This window comes from Thermoanaerobacter sp. RKWS2 (assembly GCF_026240795.1).
Taxonomy (GTDB): Bacteria; Bacillota; Thermoanaerobacteria; order Thermoanaerobacterales; family Thermoanaerobacteraceae; genus Thermoanaerobacter; species Thermoanaerobacter ethanolicus.
Map to the genome: position 1 here is coordinate 1,092,289 of NZ_CP110888.1, position 22,399 is coordinate 1,114,687.

At 32.4% G+C, this 22,399-nt stretch carries 22 protein-coding genes and 2 pseudogenes; 17 read left to right on the forward strand and 7 right to left on the reverse strand.

The window, feature by feature from the left end; translation table 11 throughout:
* Positions 1-235: 235 nt before the first annotated feature.
* From OEI98_RS05510 to OEI98_RS05530, 5 genes are all read left to right on the forward strand, one after another.
* Positions 236-1,300, forward strand: coding sequence for a hypothetical protein (locus OEI98_RS05510; protein WP_266040103.1), 1,065 nt, complete (start codon positions 236-238; stop codon positions 1,298-1,300).
* On the forward strand, positions 1,284-2,411 hold the full coding sequence (locus OEI98_RS05515) for a hypothetical protein (protein WP_266040105.1): 1,128 nt from the start codon (positions 1,284-1,286) through the stop codon (positions 2,409-2,411). The genes OEI98_RS05510 and OEI98_RS05515 overlap by 17 nt, the downstream gene beginning before the upstream one ends.
* A 2-nt stretch (positions 2,412-2,413) precedes the next feature.
* Entirely contained in the window at positions 2,414-3,091 is a 678-nt protein-coding gene (locus OEI98_RS05520; protein WP_266040107.1) for an ABC transporter ATP-binding protein, read from the forward strand.
* A gap of 424 nt (positions 3,092-3,515) precedes the next feature.
* Complete coding sequence (locus OEI98_RS05525; RefSeq protein WP_003869295.1) at positions 3,516-4,559, forward strand: IS30 family transposase; 1,044 nt, start codon at positions 3,516-3,518, stop codon at positions 4,557-4,559.
* A 351-nt stretch (positions 4,560-4,910) separates the two neighbouring features.
* Complete coding sequence (locus OEI98_RS05530) at positions 4,911-5,411, forward strand: hypothetical protein (RefSeq protein WP_266040110.1); 501 nt, start codon at positions 4,911-4,913, stop codon at positions 5,409-5,411.
* A 50-nt stretch (positions 5,412-5,461) separates the two neighbouring features.
* On the opposite strand, the gene OEI98_RS05535 is transcribed toward OEI98_RS05530, so the two are convergent.
* Both OEI98_RS05535 and OEI98_RS05540 read right to left on the reverse strand, forming a co-directional pair.
* Complete coding sequence (locus OEI98_RS05535; RefSeq protein ID WP_003869387.1) at positions 5,462-6,883, reverse strand: ISLre2-like element ISTet1 family transposase; 1,422 nt, start codon at positions 6,881-6,883, stop codon at positions 5,462-5,464.
* A 555-nt stretch (positions 6,884-7,438) separates the two neighbouring features.
* The gene (locus tag OEI98_RS05540; RefSeq protein WP_266040111.1) at positions 7,439-7,687 is read right to left on the reverse strand and encodes a hypothetical protein; all 249 of its coding nucleotides are present in this window, start codon (positions 7,685-7,687) and stop codon (positions 7,439-7,441) included.
* 167 nt (positions 7,688-7,854) lie between these two features.
* Here OEI98_RS05540 and OEI98_RS05545 point away from each other — a divergent pair, with 167 nt between their 5' ends.
* Positions 7,855-8,208 carry a hypothetical protein gene (locus OEI98_RS05545; protein WP_266040113.1) on the forward strand — a complete coding sequence of 118 codons (354 nt, stop codon included), beginning with the start codon at positions 7,855-7,857 and terminating at the stop codon, positions 8,206-8,208.
* 112 nt (positions 8,209-8,320) lie between these two features.
* On the opposite strand, the gene OEI98_RS05550 is transcribed toward OEI98_RS05545, so the two are convergent.
* Entirely contained in the window at positions 8,321-9,256 is a 936-nt protein-coding gene (locus OEI98_RS05550; RefSeq protein WP_266040115.1) for a helix-turn-helix transcriptional regulator, read from the reverse strand.
* Between the two features lie 101 nt (positions 9,257-9,357).
* Here OEI98_RS05550 and OEI98_RS05555 point away from each other — a divergent pair, with 101 nt between their 5' ends.
* From OEI98_RS05555 to OEI98_RS05565, 3 genes are all read left to right on the forward strand, one after another.
* Positions 9,358-9,504 (forward strand): hypothetical protein, encoded by a 147-nt coding sequence (locus OEI98_RS05555; protein ID WP_266040117.1) that lies wholly within the window; start codon positions 9,358-9,360, stop codon positions 9,502-9,504.
* A 248-nt stretch (positions 9,505-9,752) separates the two neighbouring features.
* Positions 9,753-11,207 (forward strand): radical SAM protein, encoded by a 1,455-nt coding sequence (locus OEI98_RS05560; RefSeq protein WP_266040119.1) that lies wholly within the window; start codon positions 9,753-9,755, stop codon positions 11,205-11,207.
* Positions 11,200-12,924: an ABC transporter ATP-binding protein gene (locus tag OEI98_RS05565; protein ID WP_266040121.1), complete on the forward strand. Its 1,725-nt coding sequence runs from the start codon at positions 11,200-11,202 to the stop codon at positions 12,922-12,924. The genes OEI98_RS05560 and OEI98_RS05565 overlap by 8 nt, the downstream gene beginning before the upstream one ends.
* Positions 12,925-13,617: 693 nt before the next feature.
* Here OEI98_RS05565 and OEI98_RS05570 read toward each other — a convergent pair.
* Both OEI98_RS05570 and OEI98_RS05575 read right to left on the reverse strand, forming a co-directional pair.
* Positions 13,618-13,827: a hypothetical protein gene (locus OEI98_RS05570; RefSeq protein WP_266040123.1), complete on the reverse strand. Its 210-nt coding sequence runs from the start codon at positions 13,825-13,827 to the stop codon at positions 13,618-13,620.
* Complete coding sequence (locus OEI98_RS05575) at positions 13,821-14,402, reverse strand: tetratricopeptide repeat protein (RefSeq protein WP_266040125.1); 582 nt, start codon at positions 14,400-14,402, stop codon at positions 13,821-13,823. The genes OEI98_RS05570 and OEI98_RS05575 overlap by 7 nt, the downstream gene beginning before the upstream one ends.
* A 251-nt stretch (positions 14,403-14,653) precedes the next feature.
* Here OEI98_RS05575 and OEI98_RS05580 point away from each other — a divergent pair, with 251 nt between their 5' ends.
* From OEI98_RS05580 to OEI98_RS05615, 8 genes and pseudogenes are all read left to right on the forward strand, one after another.
* On the forward strand, positions 14,654-15,307 hold the full coding sequence (locus tag OEI98_RS05580) for a hypothetical protein (protein ID WP_266040127.1): 654 nt from the start codon (positions 14,654-14,656) through the stop codon (positions 15,305-15,307).
* Between the two features lie 227 nt (positions 15,308-15,534).
* Entirely contained in the window at positions 15,535-15,690 is a 156-nt protein-coding gene (locus OEI98_RS05585) for a hypothetical protein (protein WP_266040129.1), read from the forward strand.
* A 330-nt stretch (positions 15,691-16,020) separates the two neighbouring features.
* Positions 16,021-16,713, forward strand: coding sequence for a DUF969 domain-containing protein (locus OEI98_RS05590; RefSeq protein WP_266040131.1), 693 nt, complete (start codon positions 16,021-16,023; stop codon positions 16,711-16,713).
* A 25-nt stretch (positions 16,714-16,738) separates the two neighbouring features.
* Positions 16,739-17,695: a DUF979 domain-containing protein gene (locus OEI98_RS05595; protein WP_003869490.1), complete on the forward strand. Its 957-nt coding sequence runs from the start codon at positions 16,739-16,741 to the stop codon at positions 17,693-17,695.
* A gap of 26 nt (positions 17,696-17,721) precedes the next feature.
* A pseudogene (gene pcp / locus OEI98_RS05600) lies at positions 17,722-18,326 on the forward strand (pyroglutamyl-peptidase I).
* A gap of 79 nt (positions 18,327-18,405) precedes the next feature.
* Positions 18,406-18,600 (forward strand): gamma-glutamylcyclotransferase, encoded by a 195-nt coding sequence (locus OEI98_RS05605; protein WP_266040134.1) that lies wholly within the window; start codon positions 18,406-18,408, stop codon positions 18,598-18,600.
* Positions 18,601-18,799: 199 nt separating this feature from the next.
* On the forward strand, positions 18,800-19,486 hold the full coding sequence (locus OEI98_RS05610; RefSeq protein WP_323053784.1) for a Crp/Fnr family transcriptional regulator: 687 nt from the start codon (positions 18,800-18,802) through the stop codon (positions 19,484-19,486).
* Positions 19,487-19,919: 433 nt separating this feature from the next.
* Entirely contained in the window at positions 19,920-21,419 is a 1,500-nt protein-coding gene (locus tag OEI98_RS05615) for an IS1182 family transposase (RefSeq protein ID WP_266040138.1), read from the forward strand.
* A gap of 20 nt (positions 21,420-21,439) precedes the next feature.
* Here OEI98_RS05615 and OEI98_RS05620 read toward each other — a convergent pair whose 3' ends face one another.
* Both OEI98_RS05620 and OEI98_RS05625 read right to left on the reverse strand, forming a co-directional pair.
* Positions 21,440-21,946: a type 1 glutamine amidotransferase domain-containing protein gene (locus tag OEI98_RS05620; protein ID WP_003869487.1), complete on the reverse strand. Its 507-nt coding sequence runs from the start codon at positions 21,944-21,946 to the stop codon at positions 21,440-21,442.
* Positions 21,947-22,090: 144 nt separating this feature from the next.
* A pseudogene (locus OEI98_RS05625) lies at positions 22,091-22,396 on the reverse strand (LysR family transcriptional regulator); the annotation flags it as partial.
* Between the last annotated feature and the right edge of the window lie 3 nt (positions 22,397-22,399).

Genomic DNA, 22,399 nt, shown 5'->3' on the forward strand with positions numbered 1-22,399 from the left:
GGGCAGGTGAAGATGGAATGAAGAAGAAATTGCTGGTTATTTTCTTTATTGTTAATATCTTATTTACATCTTGTTTCTTGAGTTCCTTAGGAGATAGAGGGGTAGTACCATTAGGAGAAGAGGATGCAATAGACTTACATTATATAGTTTTTCATAATATTTTATAGGGCTTTCCGGTTCGGAGAAGACAACATTGTATATGTTGTAATTCATATAATGAGAGGAGAATTAAAAAATGAAAAACAAATTTATACTTTTCACACTGACTTTTATTTTTTCTGTAGCACTTCTCATTTTTTCTTTGTTTACATATTTCAGAGCAGATACGATTTTAAAAAATCCTTTGGGACTTAGTGAGAATTTTGTCGAGCTTCAAATTTCCCCTCCTTTTGATCCTCAACTAGCCTTAGACGTTGAAACAGCCCATAAAGTTAGAGAGGAAATGTATAAAATTGTTAAAAATAAAAATATTGTAATGGTATATTGGGACATAGAGGATGTTGGACTTGGTTTATATGACCCAATAAACTTTTACAAATCAAACTTATTAAAAGAAGGGGATATGTTTTCTGCTGTGTCTGATAAAGACATAATCATAAAGGAAGATTCTTATTCTTATGATTACAATGTAAAAAGATTAGGTAGAAATTATATTGAAGACAATGCAGAAGGTAAAAGACTAAACATAGTAGGAGTATACGATTCAAGACATCCCCTGTATGACAAAACTCATGAATATATATACAACTATTTTAGCAAGGCTAATAATATTTTTGGATTTTATTATTTTGATTCTAATTCAAAAGAAGAGGTAGGTCAAATTGTTAGTGATATTCAAAAGATGCTGCAAAAATACGGGTATTTATATGACATTACTGATGAAGGCTTTTACAAGGGCAATCTTACAAATATTATCTCTTCAATACTGCTTTCTAAAATTTATTTGCCTCTATTTATAGCCTTTATTTTCGTATGTGTAAACTTGTATTTTTTCTATTATATACTTTTGCATAATCAGAAAAAAGTTATGATTATACATTCAATATTTGGAGCAACAAATGTAAAGCTTTTGCTAAGGTATACAAGAGAAATATTGAAGTACTTATTTTCAAGCTCTGTGCTAGTCACAATTTTTTACAAACTATTTTTTGCCAGCAGTATTTATGATGTTTCGATTAAAACACTATCAATTGTCGTATTGGCAAATGTCTTATTGGGATATGCAATATGGCTTTTGGCGTTTTTAACTGTAGACTACAGGTTAAACCGAAAGGGTGAAGTATATGATTACGCAGTTTAAATTAGCTTTTAAAGATATTAGAAAAAACAAATGGAAAATTCTTTTATTTATTTTCCAAATGGCAATTTTTTTGTTTTTTACAATTATAATTTTAGAACAGTTTGTACAGATGAGTTACCACAGCAAAACACTAAAGATTGTAAAAAATAACAATATAATCTTTTTTAAAGATTACATAAACCAGTGGGAACGTCCTTTTATTGACAAAGAGATATATTATTTTTTTGAAAATCTTTTTGACAGGAGTGGTAATGCGTACTCCGTAATGGAAAATGCAGGTACTACAGAATTTTCACAAGAACATCCCGATGCGAAAATAGTTATAGGGGTGGGGAATTTTGATAAAATTTTTGGCATTGATAAATACAAAGATACAGAAAAATCCTCATACGTTTTTATAGGTTTTGATGTAAAAAGCATCAAGATTGGAGATGAAATTAAATTGGGAATTTTTAATAGGCAAACGTACAAGGTTGATGGCAGATTAGAAAAGGGAGAGGGTTATATAAATAAAGGCAGATACAGAAGTTTAGACGACAAAGTACTGGTTTTGACTTCATCAAGAGAAGTAGCAACATTGTACCAAACAGGAGGGTTTCTTGAGTTAATACAAAATATTCATATTACAAAATCGGAGGAAGACGAGATTGACAAAATTGTAGAAATGGCAAATAAGACTAAAAAAGTTACTTTAATTCCTGAAAAATTGGATTTAAAAAGTATAATTGAAAAGGACTATAATGAGGACTTCATGAATTTTATATTTTTTTCAAGCTTTCTTATAAACATGGGGATATTCATAATAGTTGGATTGGTTTCTTTCCTTTATGTAATGATAGAGCGCAACTTTACAGAATATGTTGTTCATCAAATATACGTGGCTACTAAAAAAGATTTATATTTGCGCATAACTATTTTTGTGGTTTTAGTTGTCATTTTGCCATTAGCTATATTTTTAGCTATACCTAATATGCTTTTATTGCCAAGCACCAAGTGGGTATGGTGGTTTGTCTTTACGTTTTATTTTATAACAATATTATTTGTATCCATTTTGTCTGTTGGGAGATTGAACAAAAAAGACTTAACAGCATTTTTAAGGAGGGATAATTAAGCATGCTCATAAAAACAGAAAATGTAAAAAAAGAATACATGAGTGGAAAGAAGAAGAATCTGGTTTTAAAGGGAGTAAACTTAGAAATAAATGCGGGAGAAAAGATTGCTATAGTAGGACCTTCAGGCTCTGGCAAAACAACACTTCTTAATATAATAGGATTATTACTTCCCGCAACAGAAGGGGAGGTTTACTTAGCTGGGAAAAGAGCATCAACTTTAAAGGAAAAAGAAAGGGCAAAACTAAGAAATAAGTTTTTTGGTTATGTATTCCAGGAATTTCTTTTGGTAGAAGAAGACACGGTATTTCAAAATATAGAAATACCTCTTTTGTACTCTTTGACAAAGAAAACAAAATCGGAGAAAAGAAAAATGGTTGAAGAAGTTTTGGAAAAAGTGGGTTTGGAAGTTAAAATAAACGAAAAGGTCAGGAACTTATCAGGAGGAGAAAGGCAAATGGTGGCAATAGCAAGAGCTATAATAAATGACCCTGAGGTAATCCTTGCAGATGAACCGACAGGTTCGTTAGATGCAGAAAACGGGGGAAAAATCATGGACATTTTGGAAAGTTTGGTAGACAAGGGTAAAACTTTATTGATTGTAACACATAATGAAGCTATTACAAAAAGATGTGACAGGATATTCAGAATAAAGGATGGATATGTGGAGATAGAAGAGTAATACAGTTTTAGTTATTTTTAACACCACATGCCGATTCAAATCGGCTTGAAATTTTTTCTTTTACCATGTATTATATAAATAAAAAAACAAAAGTAAAAAAAAGGGGGTAAGGACGAAAAAGCAACCTAAATAGTCATTTTTTCGGTATTTATTATTTTGGTACCCTCATAGTACTTTAACATGGTAAGTAGTGATAAGATAGTACCTGGGGAGAGGATGATTTAATAAGATGGTATTTTATGATGCTAGAGAGGTAATGTAAGTGTAATGATTGGAGGAAAGGATAATAAAAAATTTATTAGTTAAAAAATTAAAAAAGGGTTAGTTGTATAATTAAATGCAACAGATAAAAAAATAGAAACCATAGTGAAAATCGTGTATGATATAGGTGTCAACTAAACATCATACAAGGAGGATTTTCACTATGGTTCATAATAATGATACCACAAAAAATCGTTCTTTTAAACACTTAAGTAGCTATGAACGAGGAGAGATCTATGCATTACTCAAAGAAGGAAGAAGTATTCGGTATATTGCTAAAAAACTTAATCGATCTCCAAGCACTATAAGCCGTGAAATTAAACGTGGAACTACTACACAACTTAGAAGTGATTTATCTTCTTATACAAGCTATTTTCCTGAAACCGGTCAAGCTATCTACGAAAAAAATCGTTCAAATTGCGGAGCTAAATTTAAAGTAGCTAAAGCAGAAGATTTCTTGAAATATGCTGAAAATAAAATATTAAATGAAAAATGGTCACCAGATGCAGTTGTAGGCTATTGTAAAAAAGACCCAAGCTGGAATAATAAAACCATTGTTTGTACTAAAACACTGTACAACTATATAGATAGAGGATTATTAAAAGTTAAAAACATTGATTTACCTTTAAAACTACGTTTAAAACCAAGGAAGAAACAAAATCGTAAAAATAAACGTATTATGGGTAAAAGTATTGATTTTAGGCCTAAAGAAGTTGAAAGCCGTGAAGTTTTTGGGCATTGGGAAATAGATACGTTAATTGGCAAGAAATCTAATGACAAGGTCCTTTTAACATTAATAGAGCGTAAGACTCGCCATGAAATAATATTCTTATTAGATGCAAAAGACAATAAATCTGTTAAAGATGCATTATCAAAATTAAAAGATATGTTTGGTGACAATTTAAACAAAGTATTTAAAACAATAACATCTGATAATGGTACAGAGTTTAGTGATTTAGAAAGTGCTCTTTTAGAATATGGCGTAGAAGTATATTATACACATCCATATTCATCTTGGGAAAGAGCTACAAATGAACGACATAACGGTCTTATACGACGTTTCATCCCTAAAGGTAAAAGTATTAAAGATTTATCTATAGATACGATAAAGAGAGTAGAAAACTGGCTTAATAACCTTCCACGAAAATTGTTAAATTACAAAACGCCTAAGGAATACTTTTATGAAGAGCTGGCAAAAATCTGTTAAGCCCATCCCTTATAAAGTTTAGAGCTCGTTCGTGATTTGTCAAGGGGCAGGCTTCGCCTGACTTTAACCCTTGACAAATCACGACCTTCGCTCAATTTGTTAACTAAGATGGGCTTAAGGTTATATATGATTTGTTCCAAATCCTATATCTACATGATTTTCATTAGGTGTTGCATTTAATATTGCAATTTATAAAAATTAAAAAAGTTTTTGGCAGGTAATTAAAATGTTGAAAAAATTTTTTAATATATCTATAATCATAATTTTAATTTTATTCACCTTTTCTTCTCAGGTTTTGCTGAAGAAGCTGCCTTAGGTCATAAAAAAATAGAGAAAAATTCAATAGAACATTTGTCCTTGGAAGAGTTTGCAAAAAAATATTGGCCACTATTAGGGATAGACGATGTTAGTCGACAAAAACTTATTAATAAAATTAAAAAAGGTGAAATATTGGATGCTTACCGTCCAGAAATGCAAGCAAAAGCTAAGGTAGAAACTTTTACACGAGTAAATGATAAAGGGGCTCTAGAAGAAGTCACTAAGTTAGTTTATCCTGATGGTTCAGTTAATATTACTACAAAAGAAATACTTAAAGAAATTAGTCCAACATTCACAAGCAATGATATTAGTCCTTTAGTAGTAGATCCTGGAACTGGAACAGTAAGATGTGGGACGGGGTATTGTAGTTATACACATATTAAAGTAAGTCATGTGGGTATGCTTGTGGCTGCAGATTTTTATGCGGATTTTGTAATAGTAAATGGAGGTTATGATTATATCAGTAAAGTTTATGATCATGCAATAGCTATGGTCGGTACGATAGTGTCAAGATACTGTAGGATATTTTTTTAAAGACAACCCCTGAAATTGCTTAAATCAAGGTTTCCATTATTATGTGTTTTTTATATCACTCTTTCATATTTTATTGCTTTTAAAATTCTATATATTGGTGTTACTTTGCCCATGTTTAATACTGTAATATTGTTTATTTGTTCTTTTGTATACGTTTTAGCTCTCTTTACTGCCTCTTTTATTTGCTTCTTTGTTAATTTATAACCTTCATTGTTGTTTTTGCGCTTTTTACGCCATTCTACTTCTCTTAAATTGCCTCCATTTTTCTTAAATACTCTTAATTTCGCCATTAGCTTTAATCCTTCTCTACTCCATCCTAATGGGTTCCTGCTTAACCTGTCTGAAAATACATGGCTTATATGCCCTTCTGCACTGCACCCTATTGCATCCTCATCTTCTTTGTATATTTTTATCCCTTCCCAGTTGTTTAATATGTATTTCTTTACTTCCCTTATTTTCTTCTTCTCTTGCTCTGTTTGTGCTATTTTTGATAGTTCATTAAATGCTTCTTTTAATTCTTTTTCATTCCCTTCATTTATTGCTCTCCATATCCTATCTCTATATCTTGGCTCTTTCGATGTTGCCATGAGTATGTATTTGTTTAAATGATACCTGTCTAATACAAATCTTGATTTTGGTATCCACTCTATCCCTTCTTTTATCCATCTTGCTCCATCACCTGCTATGTATATCTTCTCTATTTTTTCTTCTTTGTAATTGTCATTTATGTAATTTGCTACGTCTATCCATATGTCTTCTGGCTTTTGTCCTACATATGCTTTGTAATGGACATTCTTTAGCTCAGACCTACCGTTCTTTGTCTCTTTGCCTTCATGTATGTATACAAGTCGTGGCATTTCTTTTCCCCCGTCTTGTAAGGATACGTGGTCTTCATCTGCTTCTATGTATAATACTTTTATTTCTTTCTTTTCTTCTACTTCTTTTTTTATTTCTACTTCTCCTATCTCTCTTATTGCATTTAATACTGTCTGTCTACTTAATTCTACTGGGCTTGCTTCTTTACTGCTTTTTTCATAGGATTCTTCTGTCGCTTTTTCTACTATCTTTACTTTTACTCCTTCTTCTATCCTCTCATGCCTACCTATCCCTAATGCGTCATCTGTTAAGTAGGTGTATCTCCCATCTTCTTTTGATTTGTAATATGTCCTTTTATATTTTATTTCTCCTACTGTCGTTATTAAAGTCTTTTCATCTTCCCTTTCTACTACCCATTTCTCTTTCCTTCTCTTGTCTTCTTTTATTATCTTATCTAATTCTTCTATAATTGCTACCATTGTTTCTATACCTAATTTGTCTACCATTTCTCTAACTTTTAATGAAAGTTCTGTTATATCCATCCCTTCTTCTAATAACTTTTTAAAAATTTCTATCACATTATTGATGTAATTACATGCATTTTGTAGTATAATATCTTCAAACTTAATTTTTTTCACAAGAGACACCCCTTTCATGTTTTTTTGGTTTTCCACAATCTATTTTATCACAGGGGTTGTCTCTTGTTTTTTTATCATCTAAAAATCCTACGATAATTTTACACTATGGGTCGGTACTTATTCGCTTACATCATTTGGGATAAATAAAGCTTGGGAAGACATTTCTGGACATGCTTATGCTACTTTAGAATGGGAAGGAAGCACAATAGGAGGTTACTATACAACTACCTTCTTTAGGTTAAGGTTATACGTTGGAAACGATAGCTATTATTCGTGGGCTAATTACTAATAGGGATGGGAGGTATTCTATGTCTATCTATGTTCTTATTTTTTTAATTGCAACAGTCATAGTACTAGTAGTAAATGTTGTTGTTTTAGTCTTTATTATTAAGCTTCTTAAGCTTTTGCTTGAGCAATTCAAAAAATAATTATAAAATTTCAGTCGTGGTAAAGCCTAACTAGCATCCATTACTTAGCCTTGGGTTATTGTGGCAACATATAAATTGAGTGAAAGCAAGGGAGATAGGAGATCGAAAATCGAAAGATTGAAGAAGTAACAAACTAAAACTGCAGCTAAAACAAAAGAGGATATAAAAAACCGGATGCGTTAATAATCAAACAGAGGGGACGGTTCCTTCTGTCTGATTTTTTCAGATAAAAGGAACCGTCCCCCTTGTTTGAAAGTCTAGTATTTTCATGAATTTCTGCCTGGTGTGAAGGGATGTCTAGAGAGAAATCAAAGGCCAGCAGGCTCTTGTGCTCTTTTATTGATGGGCTGTTGCAGGCAGAATCAATCCTTATATTTGTCAGCTTGTTTAACATTTCCCTTCTCCAATTTAAAAAAATTGTGAGAAAAGTGTGATAAAATTATGGTATAATTGTGATAAAACTAAATATATTTTACCACAGCAAGAAAAAAATAAAAGATATTTACTAAAAATTTTAGTGTTACAATTTTTAGTATAAATGGAGGCTTAAACTATGAAGAAGTGGGATGGTTTAGAATCTTAATAGCTACAATCATAGGTGGCATAGGAAAACTCTTGGGGAGAAAAGGCTGGTTTTTTATAATAGCTGGAAGGCAAGTTGCTTTAATCGACGATTTTGCTGGTACAATGCCACCATATCATAGACATGTAGTTTTAGGCCCCAAAGACCCGGATAAAGTTTGCGACATGATAAAAGAAAAAACAGGAGTGGATGCTGTAATAATTGACGCAAATGATTTACATAAAGCTGACTGCGTTGGCGCCTCAAAAGGAGTAGATAAGGAATACGTAGAAAAGCTTTTTTGGACAACCCTTCAGGTAACTCAGAACAGCAAACGCCTATTGTGGTTATAAAAAACTACAAAAGTTACACTATCAATGGTGTCTGACAGCAGGAAGTAAAATATTGCTCCTTGCTGTTTTTTTATATTTAATTTAATCAGGAATAGAAGATACTTTAAAGCTTTTAAAAATTTTCCGGGTCTATATTATAAATTTTCTTGCAACTTTCTATGACCATTTTCTTTAACTTTTCATGCCCACATATTTCTGAAAGATTTACAGCCTTTAAAAGAGAGTCCATGTAGTTTTCTCTATTAAGCTTAAATTCGGCAATTCCCTTTCTGAAGTATAAAAGTGCCAAGCCATTTAAAGTCTTGTTTTCTGTACAAGTTTTAATACCTTCTTCTGCGTAGTAAAGCGCCTTATCATATATGGAAGCCAGGTGATACACATAGGAGAGGTTATAATATACCCTAATTCTTTCTTCTACATTGTCTTTCTCCAGTGCTTCTAAGCAGAAAAGGAGCATTTCTATACATTTTTCGTATGATTCTTTTTCTCTTAGTATAATAGCCATATTCATTAAGATTCTAACTTCCATACTGCTGTACACAAAGCGGGTATAGTTAGAAAAAGAAAAATCTGGTATAGTGACTTTCATAGCTTCAATCAATTTTTCTAAAGCCTTTTCATAATCATTATTTACAGTTTTTTCAATAACAGACTCCACTAACAAGAGAAGTTGCTTCAATAATCGAATGTAATAAAGACTCATTTTCCCTTCATCAATTATTTTTTTAAGCTCTTTGACATCTTTTTTCAAATCTTCAAATTCTCCACCTTCAAGCTTATCTTCAATAGAAGTTTTTATTTTATAAAAAGAAGAGTAATCTTTAAGTCTATACTTAAGCAAGAGCTCATTTAAGTCTCTTTTAAAGATGACAGACATCAAATCAAGAGTTTCCTGTTTAGGCATAACCTTTCCATTTTCAATTCTCCTTAAAGTATCTATGCTTATAAGAGTTTGCTTTGCCACATCTTTTTGAGTAAGCCTTAAAGATTTACGAATATCTTTCAATTCATTTCCAAAAGCCTCTAAATCATAATAGAATCCATCCATTTTTTTACACACCACCCAGAATCAATTCGGGTTGAAATTGTTTAACTTACCATATATTATATAGATAAGAGAAGGAAAAGTAAAGGGAGGCAAGGGGATGTATGAAGAAAAAGTTGTTAGTTATCTTTTCCATAGTTACTCTTTTACTATGTTCATGGTGTTTTAGTGCTTTAGGGAATGATGGGTATGTAGGACCAATGGGAGAAAAGGATATAATAGATTGGCATTCAGTAGTTGTAGATAAGTAAAAAGATGCAAAGCCAAGATAGATTTCAGGTAGGCTGAAGGCACATCTTAGAACTTTGATGTAAATACAAATATAGAAAAGTTTTAAGATGTGCTCAGCATAAAAATTGTTTAGGGGGAGGTGAATAACATGACGGAAGTAATTCTTGGCAGCATTGGACCTATCGTTATTGATGGATGTTGTGGTGCTTTAATTTCTTGCGGTGGTGGACATGTAATAGCATAATTAGAAAAAGAAGGTGAGAAAAGTATGAAAACGTGGAGAGCTATTAATGATTATCATGTAATTGGGCCCGTTGATGGGCCCGATTCAGAATGGCTGGTTTATCATCCTCTTTCTATGTCTCTTTTTGTTGTTGATGAATTGAAAGGGAAAGTACTCCAATTGAAGGAAAAGGGATATTCAATTGCTGATATTTCACTAATTACGAGATGTAATTCGAGAATGTGTGAAAGAATATTTGAAGAGAGTGAAGAAATATTCCAAAAAAAGACATTCGAACTCAAAAAGAGGAGTGGAGAAAAAAGTAGAAAATCAGGACCACATAATATTTGGTTTTTTGTAAGTACGGGTTGCAATATGGCATGCTCTTATTGTTATGCTTCTGGTGGTGATTTTAAAAGTTTTCCAAAAGAAATAATGAAAAAAGAGACAGCTCAAATTGCCGTCCAAAAACTATCCCAATTATTAGGGGATTCTATAACAACAGTTTCCTTTTTTGGTGGGGAACCTTTATTGGCCTTTGAAACTATTAAAGTTATAGTAGAAGAATTTATAAAAAATGGTATAATGCCACGATTTGCTGTATCAACAAACGGAACGCTTCTTGACCATAAAAAGTTGGATTTTTTGCTTAAACATAACTTTTCGGTCACCGTAAGTATTGATGGATCAGAAGATGTCCATGACCACAATAGAAGATTTACAAATGGGACTAAAACGTTTAAACACGTAATGGAGAATGTTGAAATATTGAAGAATAGAGGTGTAAGGTTGTCGGTACAAGCTACGTATACATACTATGCGTTTAATGCAGGGTACACCTTAATAGATATTGTAGACTTCTTAAGTTCTATTGCTTCTGTTATAGCTATTAAAAAAGAAGAACAGTTTCCATTACTATCGGGGAAAATTGATGTAGATAATCTTGTTAGCAACCCTAAATTTTACAACATATGTAAGGATTATATAACCTACGTTTTTGACCGTCTTTCTAGTTCAGAACCAGTGTTTGATTTAGCTATTACAAGAGCTATTGGGGAGGTTGTAAATAAAGTTCATTCTGATTTTTACCCATGCGGTTTTAAAGCACACCTTACAGTTTTCCCAGATGGGTCAGTATACAGCTGTCATCTTCTTACAAATTTGCACCTAAAGCTAACTGATAATATATTAAACTTAGAGAAAAACTGTTTTTATAACAAGTATGAAGAAATAGAGGAATGGCTATTAGAAAAATTCAGAGATTTAAATTTTCCTCTGAAAGTGTGGTTTTCTGATTTTCAAGATTTATGTCCTGCAGCGTTGATTTCTTTGGAGTCAGATCCGTTACTCATAAAAAAGCGCTTTGGTGAATTTATTAATTTTGAAAGTCTATTTTGGGATGAAGTTTTAAAAAAGATATATATAATGAGCAAGAAAGGAAATTGGCAAAAAATCCTAGAAAATATTTCGCATTACTTTGGGGGTAGAAAAAATGCATAGAGAATATCTTAGGAAAATTCTTCACTACTCCAGACCATATTGGAAGGCACAGTTTTGTATACTCATCCTTTGGACTGCAATATCATTACTGGGAGCCTTGGTACCTTTTATTAATCGAGAGATAATTAACTTAATGCAGTCAAAATTTTTTTTGTCAAAGTTAATTTCACTTTTGTTGGCGCTCTTTGTAATAAGAACCACTGTAGTAATTTTAAATTTTATAGCAGAGTATAGATTCGAATATCTCCAAAAAGAAGCAACAGCTGATTTTTTTCAAAAGACATATGAAAGTCTGCAAAAGCTTCCTATAGAAAGACTTATTTCAGAAAAGGGCGGAGAGTATATTTCAAAGATACTTTCTGATGGAGAGATGGCAGGTATCGTTGTTTCAGGTTTTTTCCCGTCAACCCTTCTTAATCTTTTAAGATTTTTAGTTGTGATAGCCGTATTGATATATCTTAATCCTATCCTTGGTATAATTTCAGTAATCTTTATTCCTTTTTACTTTTTTGTATTTAAAAAATACTCAAAAGGAATTATCGAATCGTCTCAGGAAGAGAGGATTTCTTATGCAAATGTATTGGAAAGCTTGAAAGAAAAAATAGAAGGATTGCCCATTGCTATTTTCTATAAACAGGAAAATTTTCTCATTAAGAAATTTTTGTTTGATATTAAAGAATGGTTAAAAAATATCAGAAAAGTTATCTTCAATATGAAGGCCTATACTGCAAGCTATTCTTATTTGAGCGCCATATTTCCGCTCGTGATTTTCGGAGTGGGCGCAGTTTTAGTTTCTATAGGTAGAACAGATATAGGTACTATGATCGCTTTTTATCTATATTCTGAGAATTTATTTGAACCTCTTAGCAATTTTTCAAAAAATTTAGGTGCTTTTAGTCAAGTTATTCCACCTTTTAATAGAGTTTTAACGATTATTGAGACTACTTACACTGCTCCGGATGGAACAAGGACATTGAGAGATCTAAAAAGCATATCTCTTAATGGATTAACAGTTAAGTATGGGGATAAAGAGGTATTAGATAATATCAACCTAAAACTTGATTTTACAAATAACGTAAATATTGCAATTGTTGGTTATAGTGGTTCGGGTAAAAGTACTTTAGTGCGCTTTTTAAGCGGATATTTTGATAGTGAGAGATGTTTAATAAATGATGTTCCAATTACTTCCTATTCAAAGAAGTCCTTGCGCAAATATATTTTACTTGTTAGCAATACAGATTTTATTTTTGGGATGACAGTAAAGGAGAACCTTTCAATGGGGGAGAACTTTTCAGAAGAGGAGATGGAGTATGCTCTAAAACTTTGCGGACTTAATTTTGGCAGAGAATTTCTCAATACGAAGGTCGGAGAAGGTGGAAAAGCATTATCTACTGGAGAAAGACAGCGTTTAGCTTTGGCACGAGCTATTTTGAGAAAACCAACTTTATTAATACTAGACGAAGCTTTATCAGGTGTGGATGCCGAAACAGAGAATGTGATATTTAAGAATATAAAAGCTATCATTCCAAATTTAATTGTGATTTCCCATAGGTTATCAACAGTTCTTCAGAGCAGAGAAATTTATGTGCTTGATAAAGGAAAAATTGCTGCTATTGGAACTCATGAAGAATTGCTTGCCTCATGCCCTACTTACCGTGATATTATTAAGGAACAGCTCATAGAAAATAGAAATAACGATGTTTCTGTTAAGGCTTGATATTTTTTCTTAATTATTTTTAATCAATTCACCGTTTTTCGTCTATGGATGTGTATAAAGTAGAAAATAATTGGGGAACAGGAATAAGATGAATTTTAAAAAAGCTTGTAACACATCTTAAAGTTATACAATAAAAAACTTTAAGATGTGTTTATTATAAAATTACTTGGGGGAGGAGGTGAATAACATGACGGAAGTAATTCTTGGTAGTATGGAACCTATCGTTATTGACGGATGTTGTGGTGCTGTGATTGCTTGTGGCGGTGGACGCGTGAATTTTTAAATCAAGGAAGTAAATTGAAATGTATTCGGGTCCGTTTATGGGCCCGAATACAAACAAGTTACCCAAAGAATGATAATACTTTGTTTGATTTTTTTAGAAGAAAGCAAATATCAAAAAATTTTTAATTCTACTTAGGCAATGAAATAAAAACAGGGGACTCACAAAATTTACCTGTTTTGTAAGGATATGATTTGCTATTTCTATAAAATCTTCTCCAAGCATCTGTAGGGAATTTTCTCTTGTAAAAAACGGGTGAAAGTACTAGAGAAGGAGATAGGGGATGGCTTATGCCAGGTATTATAAGTGCTCCTACCATTTACTTTACAATTAAGGTAACAAAATGTAAAGTTATATAATAAAAAATTAACAAACATTGGTGATAGGTTTTCGGCGGAAAGAAATTTTAATGTTTATATGATTACATTTTTTCTTACTAATTTATTTTTTACTGCTAATGCATTTACCCTGTAATTAACATCACCTGTAATTGCGTATAAGTCTTCATAAATAACAGATAAGTCATTGTAAAATTTCTCTTCAGCAAAATATTTCTCGCATTTTTTAAGAAATCTATAGGCCTCCTCAAATTCTTTATTCAAGTATTTTATATGGCCTAACATAAAAGTAAGCTCTTTTTTCCTCTCATGCTGAGTAAAGAAGTATTAATGCTTTCTGAAAGTTCAATAACTTTTTCATACATACCGATATTAAAATAAAGAATCATCTCTTGAATTTTAAACTTGTGATAAAGTTCAGCGACATCTTTGTAACCATTCTTAGCTTTTTCAAGCACTTCAAAAGCTTTTTTAAATTTACCACTGTACCTTAAGGTATTTATATAGTTTAGGTAGCATTTTCCAGTCTCTAAATGATCGCACTGAAACTCAAATAAAAGTATCGCTTTTTTGATATAGTAAAGAGCCTTTTCATAATTTCCTAAGTTGTAATAGGCGATATTTAGAGAAGTATATATATCTGGCATAACTTCAAGACTTATAATGTCTTTACAAAAATATATAAAGTTTTCCAGAAGTGTCACTACTTTTTGAAACTGACACATTTTGAGGTAAGCATAGGCTAAATTATTATGGATGACGAAACTTACAGGTATGCTTAATGCATTAAAGCGGTAAAGATATTTTTTCGCAAGCTCTAGATAGTTAATTCCCTTTTCCCAGTTGTTATTCCTGAGCATTATTTTAAAAAGAGAATTCAAAGCGTTAGAGAATTTTTCTATATTTTCCTATAAAGGGGAAGAGGCAGCTGAAGGAGACCCTTCTTTTTTCTCAAATCTTTTTATATCAATGATCGCAGGGTTTGATAACCCCCGAAATTAGGGTTTTATCTGACATAACTTGATGAAAATGGGGAGGTGAAAAAGTAAAAAATGTTAAAGTTATTTCGATAATTTTAATAATAGGTTTATTATGGGGAGGAATATCTCTTTTGTCTACTTGTTATGTTTTGGGAACTCAACCACTTTCACTGGGAGAATATTGGGCAGATAGCAAACCTTCTAGCACAGTAATTGACTTTTTGACAACTGATTTTATTGTTCCCTTTTTTAAGCTTATTTTTCTAAAGCCTTTTAATAAAGTTGCAACTCTTAAGAAAATTATAATGGTTGGTTTGTTATGGGGAATAATAGGAATTTTTGCTAGGGCTAGTATTGGGGATTTCCGTGGAGGATTTACATCTGAGAGTATTGGTGAAGAATTAATTAAATATGGTGGTTTTACTTGGCCTATGAGTCATGTAATTGGAACAATTATTCCAATATTATGGCCACCTGCAGGGGTGAGAGGCAGAATTATGTTACATGACTTTTTTACAGTACCCATGGGGCACATTTCTCGCTTACCTTACTCAGTAGGGATAGATTTAGCTATATGGACGATTGGGCTGATAAGTTGGATAGTAATGGGGAGCAGAGGGCCAGGAGAAGCAATGGGGAAAATGTTTATTGCATATCCTTGCTTTGGAGTGTTTGTATTTGTTATCTTTGTACTTTTGGGAGGAATCATAAGTGCGGGATTGTTCTATTTAATAATTCGTGGAGTAGGTTATTTATTAAAAAAGCTGTCTAAAGCTACAGAATAAAATTTTAAAGAAAAAAACAATTGGGACAGATTTAGAAGAAGCCTTCATAGAACTTAATCTGAGTGACTGCAGATTGCAACCGTTATAGTTTTTTATTAAATTATAAGCTTTTTTGCATATAGCTTATTTTACATTTTTTACCATTCAACCTAGAATCAATTCGGCTTGAATTTGTTTTATTTGTCGTATATAGTTAAGGAAAAGGTTTAAATAAAGGAGTTTTTGTTATGGAAGCAATAAAAAAGTTTAAAGTTTTGTGGGAAATAATCCCTAAAAAAGATAAAATTTATTATATTGCCTACATGATAATATTAATAGTGCATTCTTTAATATTTGTCCTTTTGCACCTATGTGAGAGGGAAGTAAGGATAGATGAGAGATAATAGCAATTTTTTTATTGTCTAAACCTTATAAAAAATGGCATTCACAAGGTCGGGGGTTCAAGTCCCCTTGGCTCCACCAAAAAAGTACTGAAAAATGGGAGCACTTAGGGTTCATTTGCCTAAGTGCTTTTCTTTTTTACTACAAATTTGTTGTAATGGCCTAAAAAGATATAAAAGTTTATACATAAGTGTCATAGTAAAAATAGGATTTACAGGATTTATAAATAATTATGACTAAAAATTTATAAAATTGTAGCCGTGGCCACAGTTTTATTTATGTATTGTGATATAATTACAAAAAAATAAATCCATTTTAAAGGGGGATAGTTTATGATTAAGTTAATTGGTATTTTAATCATTATTGTGGGATTTATCTTGAAGCTCGATACTTTAGCAGTGGTTTTAATTGCTGGTATTGTGACTGGCCTGGTGGCAGGGGTACCTTTTCCTAAAATTGTAGAAATTTTAGGAAAAGCTTTTGTAGACAACAGATACATGTCTATATTTATTATCTCATTGCCTGTAATTGGAATACTTGAAAGGTATGGTCTCCGTGAAAGGGCTGCATATGTAATAGGAAAAATAAAAGCAGCTACAGTGGGAAAAGTAACTGCTTTATATTTAGTACTTAGGACATTGGCAGCGATGTTCGGCTTAAGGCTTGGGGGACATGTACAATTTATACGACCTTTGATATTACCTATGGCAGAAGGGGCAGCAATTAATAGATATGGCGAAATAAAAAGCGAAGACCATGAAAGGATTAAGGGCTTAGAAGCTGCAGTAGAAAACTATGGTAATTTCTTTGGGCAGAATGCTTTTGTTGCAGCAGGAGGTGTTTTGCTAATTGTTGGTGTATTAAAAGAATTAAACTATACTGTAGAAGCTTTAGATATCGCAAAAGCGTCAATACCTCTCGCGTTAATAATAATGGTAGTTGGTACTTTGCAGTTTTTCTATTATGACAGAAAATTTGACCAAAAGTATGGGATAAGAACGAGGTCCAAAAAAGAAAATAGGTAAAATGCTTAGGAAGGAGGAGTATTGAATGCTTAAGGATTCTTTAACTGAAATCCTATACATTATGATGGGCATAGTTTCTTTTTACTCAGCGTATGCTACACTAAAAGAAAAAAATCATCCTTCAAAAATCCCTACTGCTTTATTTTGGGGGTTATTAGGAATAATTTTTACATTTAGTCGAATAGGCTTATTGTGGGGTAATAAAAACATTTATATACCTGATATATATACAGGATACATGGTTATTGTATTGACTCTATTATCTGCATTTCGATTAGTCAAAATTGGAAAATTTGACGAATCAACCTCAGAATTTAAAGAACAAATGTCACAAAAAATTGGCAATCTAATTTTTGTTCCAGCTTTGGCTCTTGGCATAGTTACATTTATTGTTGCTCAAATATGGACAAAACAACTTGGCTCTCTTGTTGCATTTTGGATATCAACTGTAGTAGCTGCAATTTTAGCATTGGTGATTACAAAAGGGAAAGTTAAAGAAATGGCTGATGATGGTAGAAGATTACTTGAAGTAGTAGGACCTATAAGCATTTTACCGCAACTTCTTGCTGCTTTAGGAGCCGTTTTCACAGTTGCAGGTGTAGGTGAAGTAATAGCAAGTGGGATAAAGACAATTATTCCTCAGGGTAATATACTTTTAGGGGTAATTGCTTATTGTGTAGGAATGGCTCTATTTACAATGATAATGGGCAATGCTTTTGCAGCATTTGCGGTTATTACAGCAGGAATTGGAATTCCTTTTGTAATAGCTCAAGGAGGGAATCCGGTGATAGTAGCGGCTTTAGGTATGACAGCAGGATATTGTGGAACTTTAATGACACCAATGGCAGCAAATTTTAACATAGTTCCGACTGCAATATTGGAAATGGAAGATAAGAAATATGGAGTTATAAAATATCAAGTTCCTGTAGCTATTGCCATGCTCATTATTCACATAGTACTAATGTATTTTTGGGCGTTTTAATATTTTTATGAAAGGGTGATATGATAATGAAAATACTCGTAACAGCTTTTGATCCTTTTGGGGGGAAAATATTAATCCTTCTTATGAAGTATTAAAAAACTTGAAAGATAATATAGAAGGTGCGGAGATAATTAAGATTCAAGTTCCTACTGTTTTTTATCTTTCTGTTGAGAAAGCAATAGAAAAAATAAAGGAAGTTAAGCCGGATGCAGTTCTAAGTATTGGACAGGCTGGCGGACGATATGATATAACTGTTGAAAGAATAGCGATTAATATTGATGATGCTAGAATTCCAGATAATATAGGGCAACAACCAATTGATACCCCGATTGACCCTGAAGGTGCTCCAGCTTATTTTGCTACTATTCCCATAAAAGAGATAGTAGAAGAGATAAAAAAAGAAAATATACCGGCATCAATTTCTAATACAGCAGGTACGTTTGTGTGCAATCATTTAATGTATGGAATTCTCAATTATGTTCACAATAACAGATTAAATATTAAAGCAGGCTTTATTCACATACCTTATTTGCCAGTGCAAGTTTTGAATAAGCCTTATACTCCTTCCATGTCTTTAGGGGATATGGTTAAAGCTATAGAAACTGCTATAAAAGTAATTGCAAAAAAGTAGATAGCAGTTATTTAGGAGAAACAAAAAAATTATTTGTATATGGGGAGAGATTATTACTTTCTATGATGATGGCAGCGTTTTGCCAAGTATTGATGAATTAGAGTCGTATTTTGGAGATAATCATGAAATTATGTATCTGAGAGAAAAAAGAGAAGTGTTTTATGAGGATGGCAAGAAAGAAGATGTAGATATTTATGTATATAAAAAGGACATAAAAAACGAGCCTCATATTTATATTGCAACGGGTGATTGGGAGGGTATTTTTACTAAATAGATGAAACTATTTTAGGCATGGGGATTTTATGCTCCATGCTTTTTTGATATAAAAGATCAAAATATAGAAATATAATTTTGAAAATAGTATAATAAATTTTAAGGTTGACTTTTTTAATTAAACATATTGTAAAAATAGTAAAATTGTTGGTGCAATTTTTATTGTTTCAAACAGGAGAGAAGTGGGGAGCTGAAAGGGGATGACTATAAGTTCGGTATATAATGAAATGTTTGATATAAATCGACAGAAAGATATGAGGAAATTTTTCCTTAATATAGCTATACAGGGATATAAAAAGAGTTTTTTGAAAAATGAAACTATAACAATTAATTATAACAAACCATATATTTCCATAATAACGAAAGGATTGATAAAGCAATTTATTTCAAATAAAAATGGAAAGATAAAAGTTCTTTATTTGCTGCAACCAGGGGAAATATTTGGAGAATTTTCCTATTTAGGAGGAGGATTTGATTTAATTGAAGGCCAAGCTATAAAAGATAGTGAAATATCTATTATTTTTGAAGATAAATTAAGTTCTATTCTGGAAACAAATCCTGATATGTATAAATATATTGCTCATAGCATGAGCAGAAAATTTAGAATTGTTACTATGCAGATGAGCGATTTGATTTTCAAAGATTCAATGGGAAGACTGTGCGATTTTCTAATTAGATTATTCTATCAACAAGGCAAGAAGATAAAAAAAGGTTATATAATAGATATTCCTTTAACCCATGAGAATATTGCCAATTTAATAGGATGTGATAGAGTAACGGTTACAAAAGGACTAAATAAGTTAAAAAAAGAAGGTTTAATTGAGATAGATGGGAAAAAGATTATAATAAAAGACCTTCGCTACCTTGAAAATTATGCGGATTCATAAAATTTAAGCATGATATAATAAATAACAACCCCGCCTTAAGTGGCGGGGTTACAGTTTGTTGACAAAGTTAAAAAATATTCAAAGGAGATATTTTGCATCGTCACTCCGATGTTCCAAAGCGACAAAACTAAACTCGACCTTCGGGTTCCGGCAGGGTACCGGGCACATTCGACATCCTTGTCTTAGTGCCCGCCTCCGCCATCCGTGGCTACGGCCCTGCCTCCACCCTTGGTCTCGCTAAGTTTCGTTGCCGCTTTGTCACAAGTCGTTCCTTATGCAAAATATCTCCTTTACGAAAGTTTGTCAACAGTCTGTAACCCCGCCACTTAAGGCGGGGTTGCAGACTGTTGACAAAATATCGGGAACCCGTTATGATGAAAAGGGTTCCTTGTTTTTTTAGTAGTATGAAGCAAAAGAGGAAAGGAGAAACAAGATGTTATCAAAGAAACAGGATGCCAGACATCAAATAGAATTTGTAAGCATAGATCAGTTAGTTCCAAAAGATCACCTTTTAAGGAAGATAGAAAGAGTCATAGACTTCAGTTTCATATATGATTTAGTAAAAGACAAATATTCCGAAGATCACGGCAGACCAAGCATAGATCCAGTAGTATTAATAAAAATCCTGTTTATTCAGTATCTTTTTGGCATACCCTCAATAAGGAGGACAATATCAGAGATAAAAACAAATGTGGCATATAGGTGGTTTTTAGGGTATGGGCTAACAGAAGAAATACCTCATTTTTCAACATTTAGCCAGAACTACATAAGAAGATTCAAAGGGACAGACATATTTGAGAAAATATTTACGAAGATTTTAGAAGAAGCAATAAGGCATGGGCTAGTAAATGCGGAGGAAGTATTCATAGATTCAACCCATGTAAAAGCAAGTGCCAACAAGAAGAAATACACCAAAGAAATAGTAGAACAAGAAGCCAGGACTTATCAAGAAAAACTAGAAGAAGAAATAAACAAAGATAGAGAAGCTCATGGCAAAAAGCCATTAAAGAAAATCAAGAAAATAAAGACGAAAGAAGTGAAAGTAAGCAAAACAGACCCAGATAGCGGAATGTTAAACAAAAACGGAAAAGAAAAATGTTTTGCATATTCTTTTCATACAGCCTGCGATAAAAACGGATTTGTATTAGGAGTAAAAGTAACAGCTGCAAATGTCCACGACAGTGTAATGTTTCAAGAAGTATTAGAAGAAGTTGAAAAGAGAGTAGGAAAACCGAAAGCAATAGCAGTAGACGCAGGCTATAAAAATCCGTACATATTAAAGACAATATTTGATAAAGAAATAATACCAGCAGTGCCATACACAAGACCAATGACAAAAGATGGTTTCATGAAAAAGCAGCAGTACGTATACGATGAATATTATGACTGTTACATATGCCCACAAAATGAAATATTAACATATGTTACAACCAATAGAGAAGGATATAGAGAGTACAAATCGAATCCAGAAAAATGCAGGAATTGTCCTTTAAGGGAAAAGTGTACCCAAAGTAAAGACTACACAAAGAGGATATTCAGGCATATATGGGAAGGTTATGTAGAAGAAGCAGAGCATTTAAGGCATACACCTTATTGTAAGGAAGTATATGAAAGAAGGAAAGAGACAATAGAGAGAGTATTTGCTGATATGAAAGAGAAGCATGGTTTGCGATGGACAACATTAAGAGGAAAAGAAAAACTGTCCATGCAAGCGATGCTTGTTTTTGCTGCCATGAATTTAAAGAAAATGGCAACATGGTTATGGAGGAGGGGCAAGAGCCCTTTGGGTACTTTGAATTTTTATCCATTATTTGGAGTTTTAAAGAAAATTTTATCCAGATATATACAGCCCCTGCTTTCGGTACTAAGAAAACAGGGGCTAAAATTTTGCTTTGTCAACAAACTGCAACCCCGCCTTAAGTGGCGGGGTTAGTAATTTGTGAAACATATAGTTCACTTAACCTTTTCAATTATGGCTTTTACAAAAGCTACCAAATCATTTGGAGTTCTGGAGGTTATTAAATTTCCATCTACAACTACTTCTTCATCTACATACTGGGCTCCTGCATTTATTAAGTCATCTTTTATTGAGAAAAAGCTTGTCACTCTTTTTCCTTTTAAATTGCAAGCGGAAGCCATAATCCAGGGGCCGTGGCAAATAGCCGCTATGGGCTTTTGCAGTTTGTCCATTTCTTTGACAAAATTAATAGTGTCATTACATCTCCTCATGTAATCAGGTGAATAACCTCCAGGGACTATTACTGCATCATAATCTTTGGCTTTTACATCTTTTGAAGCATGGGTGCTTTTCATTGGATATCCATGTTTTCCTGTATATACTTTGTCTTTTTCTGGACCTATTAAATGTACTTCATATCCTTCTTCTTTAAGTCTATAGTATGGATATAGTAGTTCTGGTTCTTCATACATATTCTCAATTAATATAGCAATTTTTTTCATAAGAATTCACCTCTTAGGATTTTTATGGTTAATATTATTGTAACATTTATGGCAACTTATGTCAAGAAATTAAAATTGTGAAGGGAATTCTTTAAGGTAAGACAGGAATTCATTAAATAAAGGGGAGGGGTATTTGTCTTTGTTTCCCACTGTTGTGCTTGCCCCAATGCGAAGTTTTCCGGCTTTTAAGTTTGAAATATCTAAAAGAGTACTTTGGGCTTCCTCAACTAAAGAAGATATTCTTTTAGCGTATTCTTTTAAAACTTCTCCTGCATATGTCAACAAAAGTTTTTTGCTCATTCTTTCAAATAATTTTACATTTAGTTCCTGTTCTAATTCAGAGATTGTTTGGCTTATTGAAGGCTGTGTCATATAAAGCTTTTTTGCTGCTTTTGACATGCTGCCACTTTCGCAAACTGTCAAAAAAATTTTCAGTTGCCTTAAATTCATATT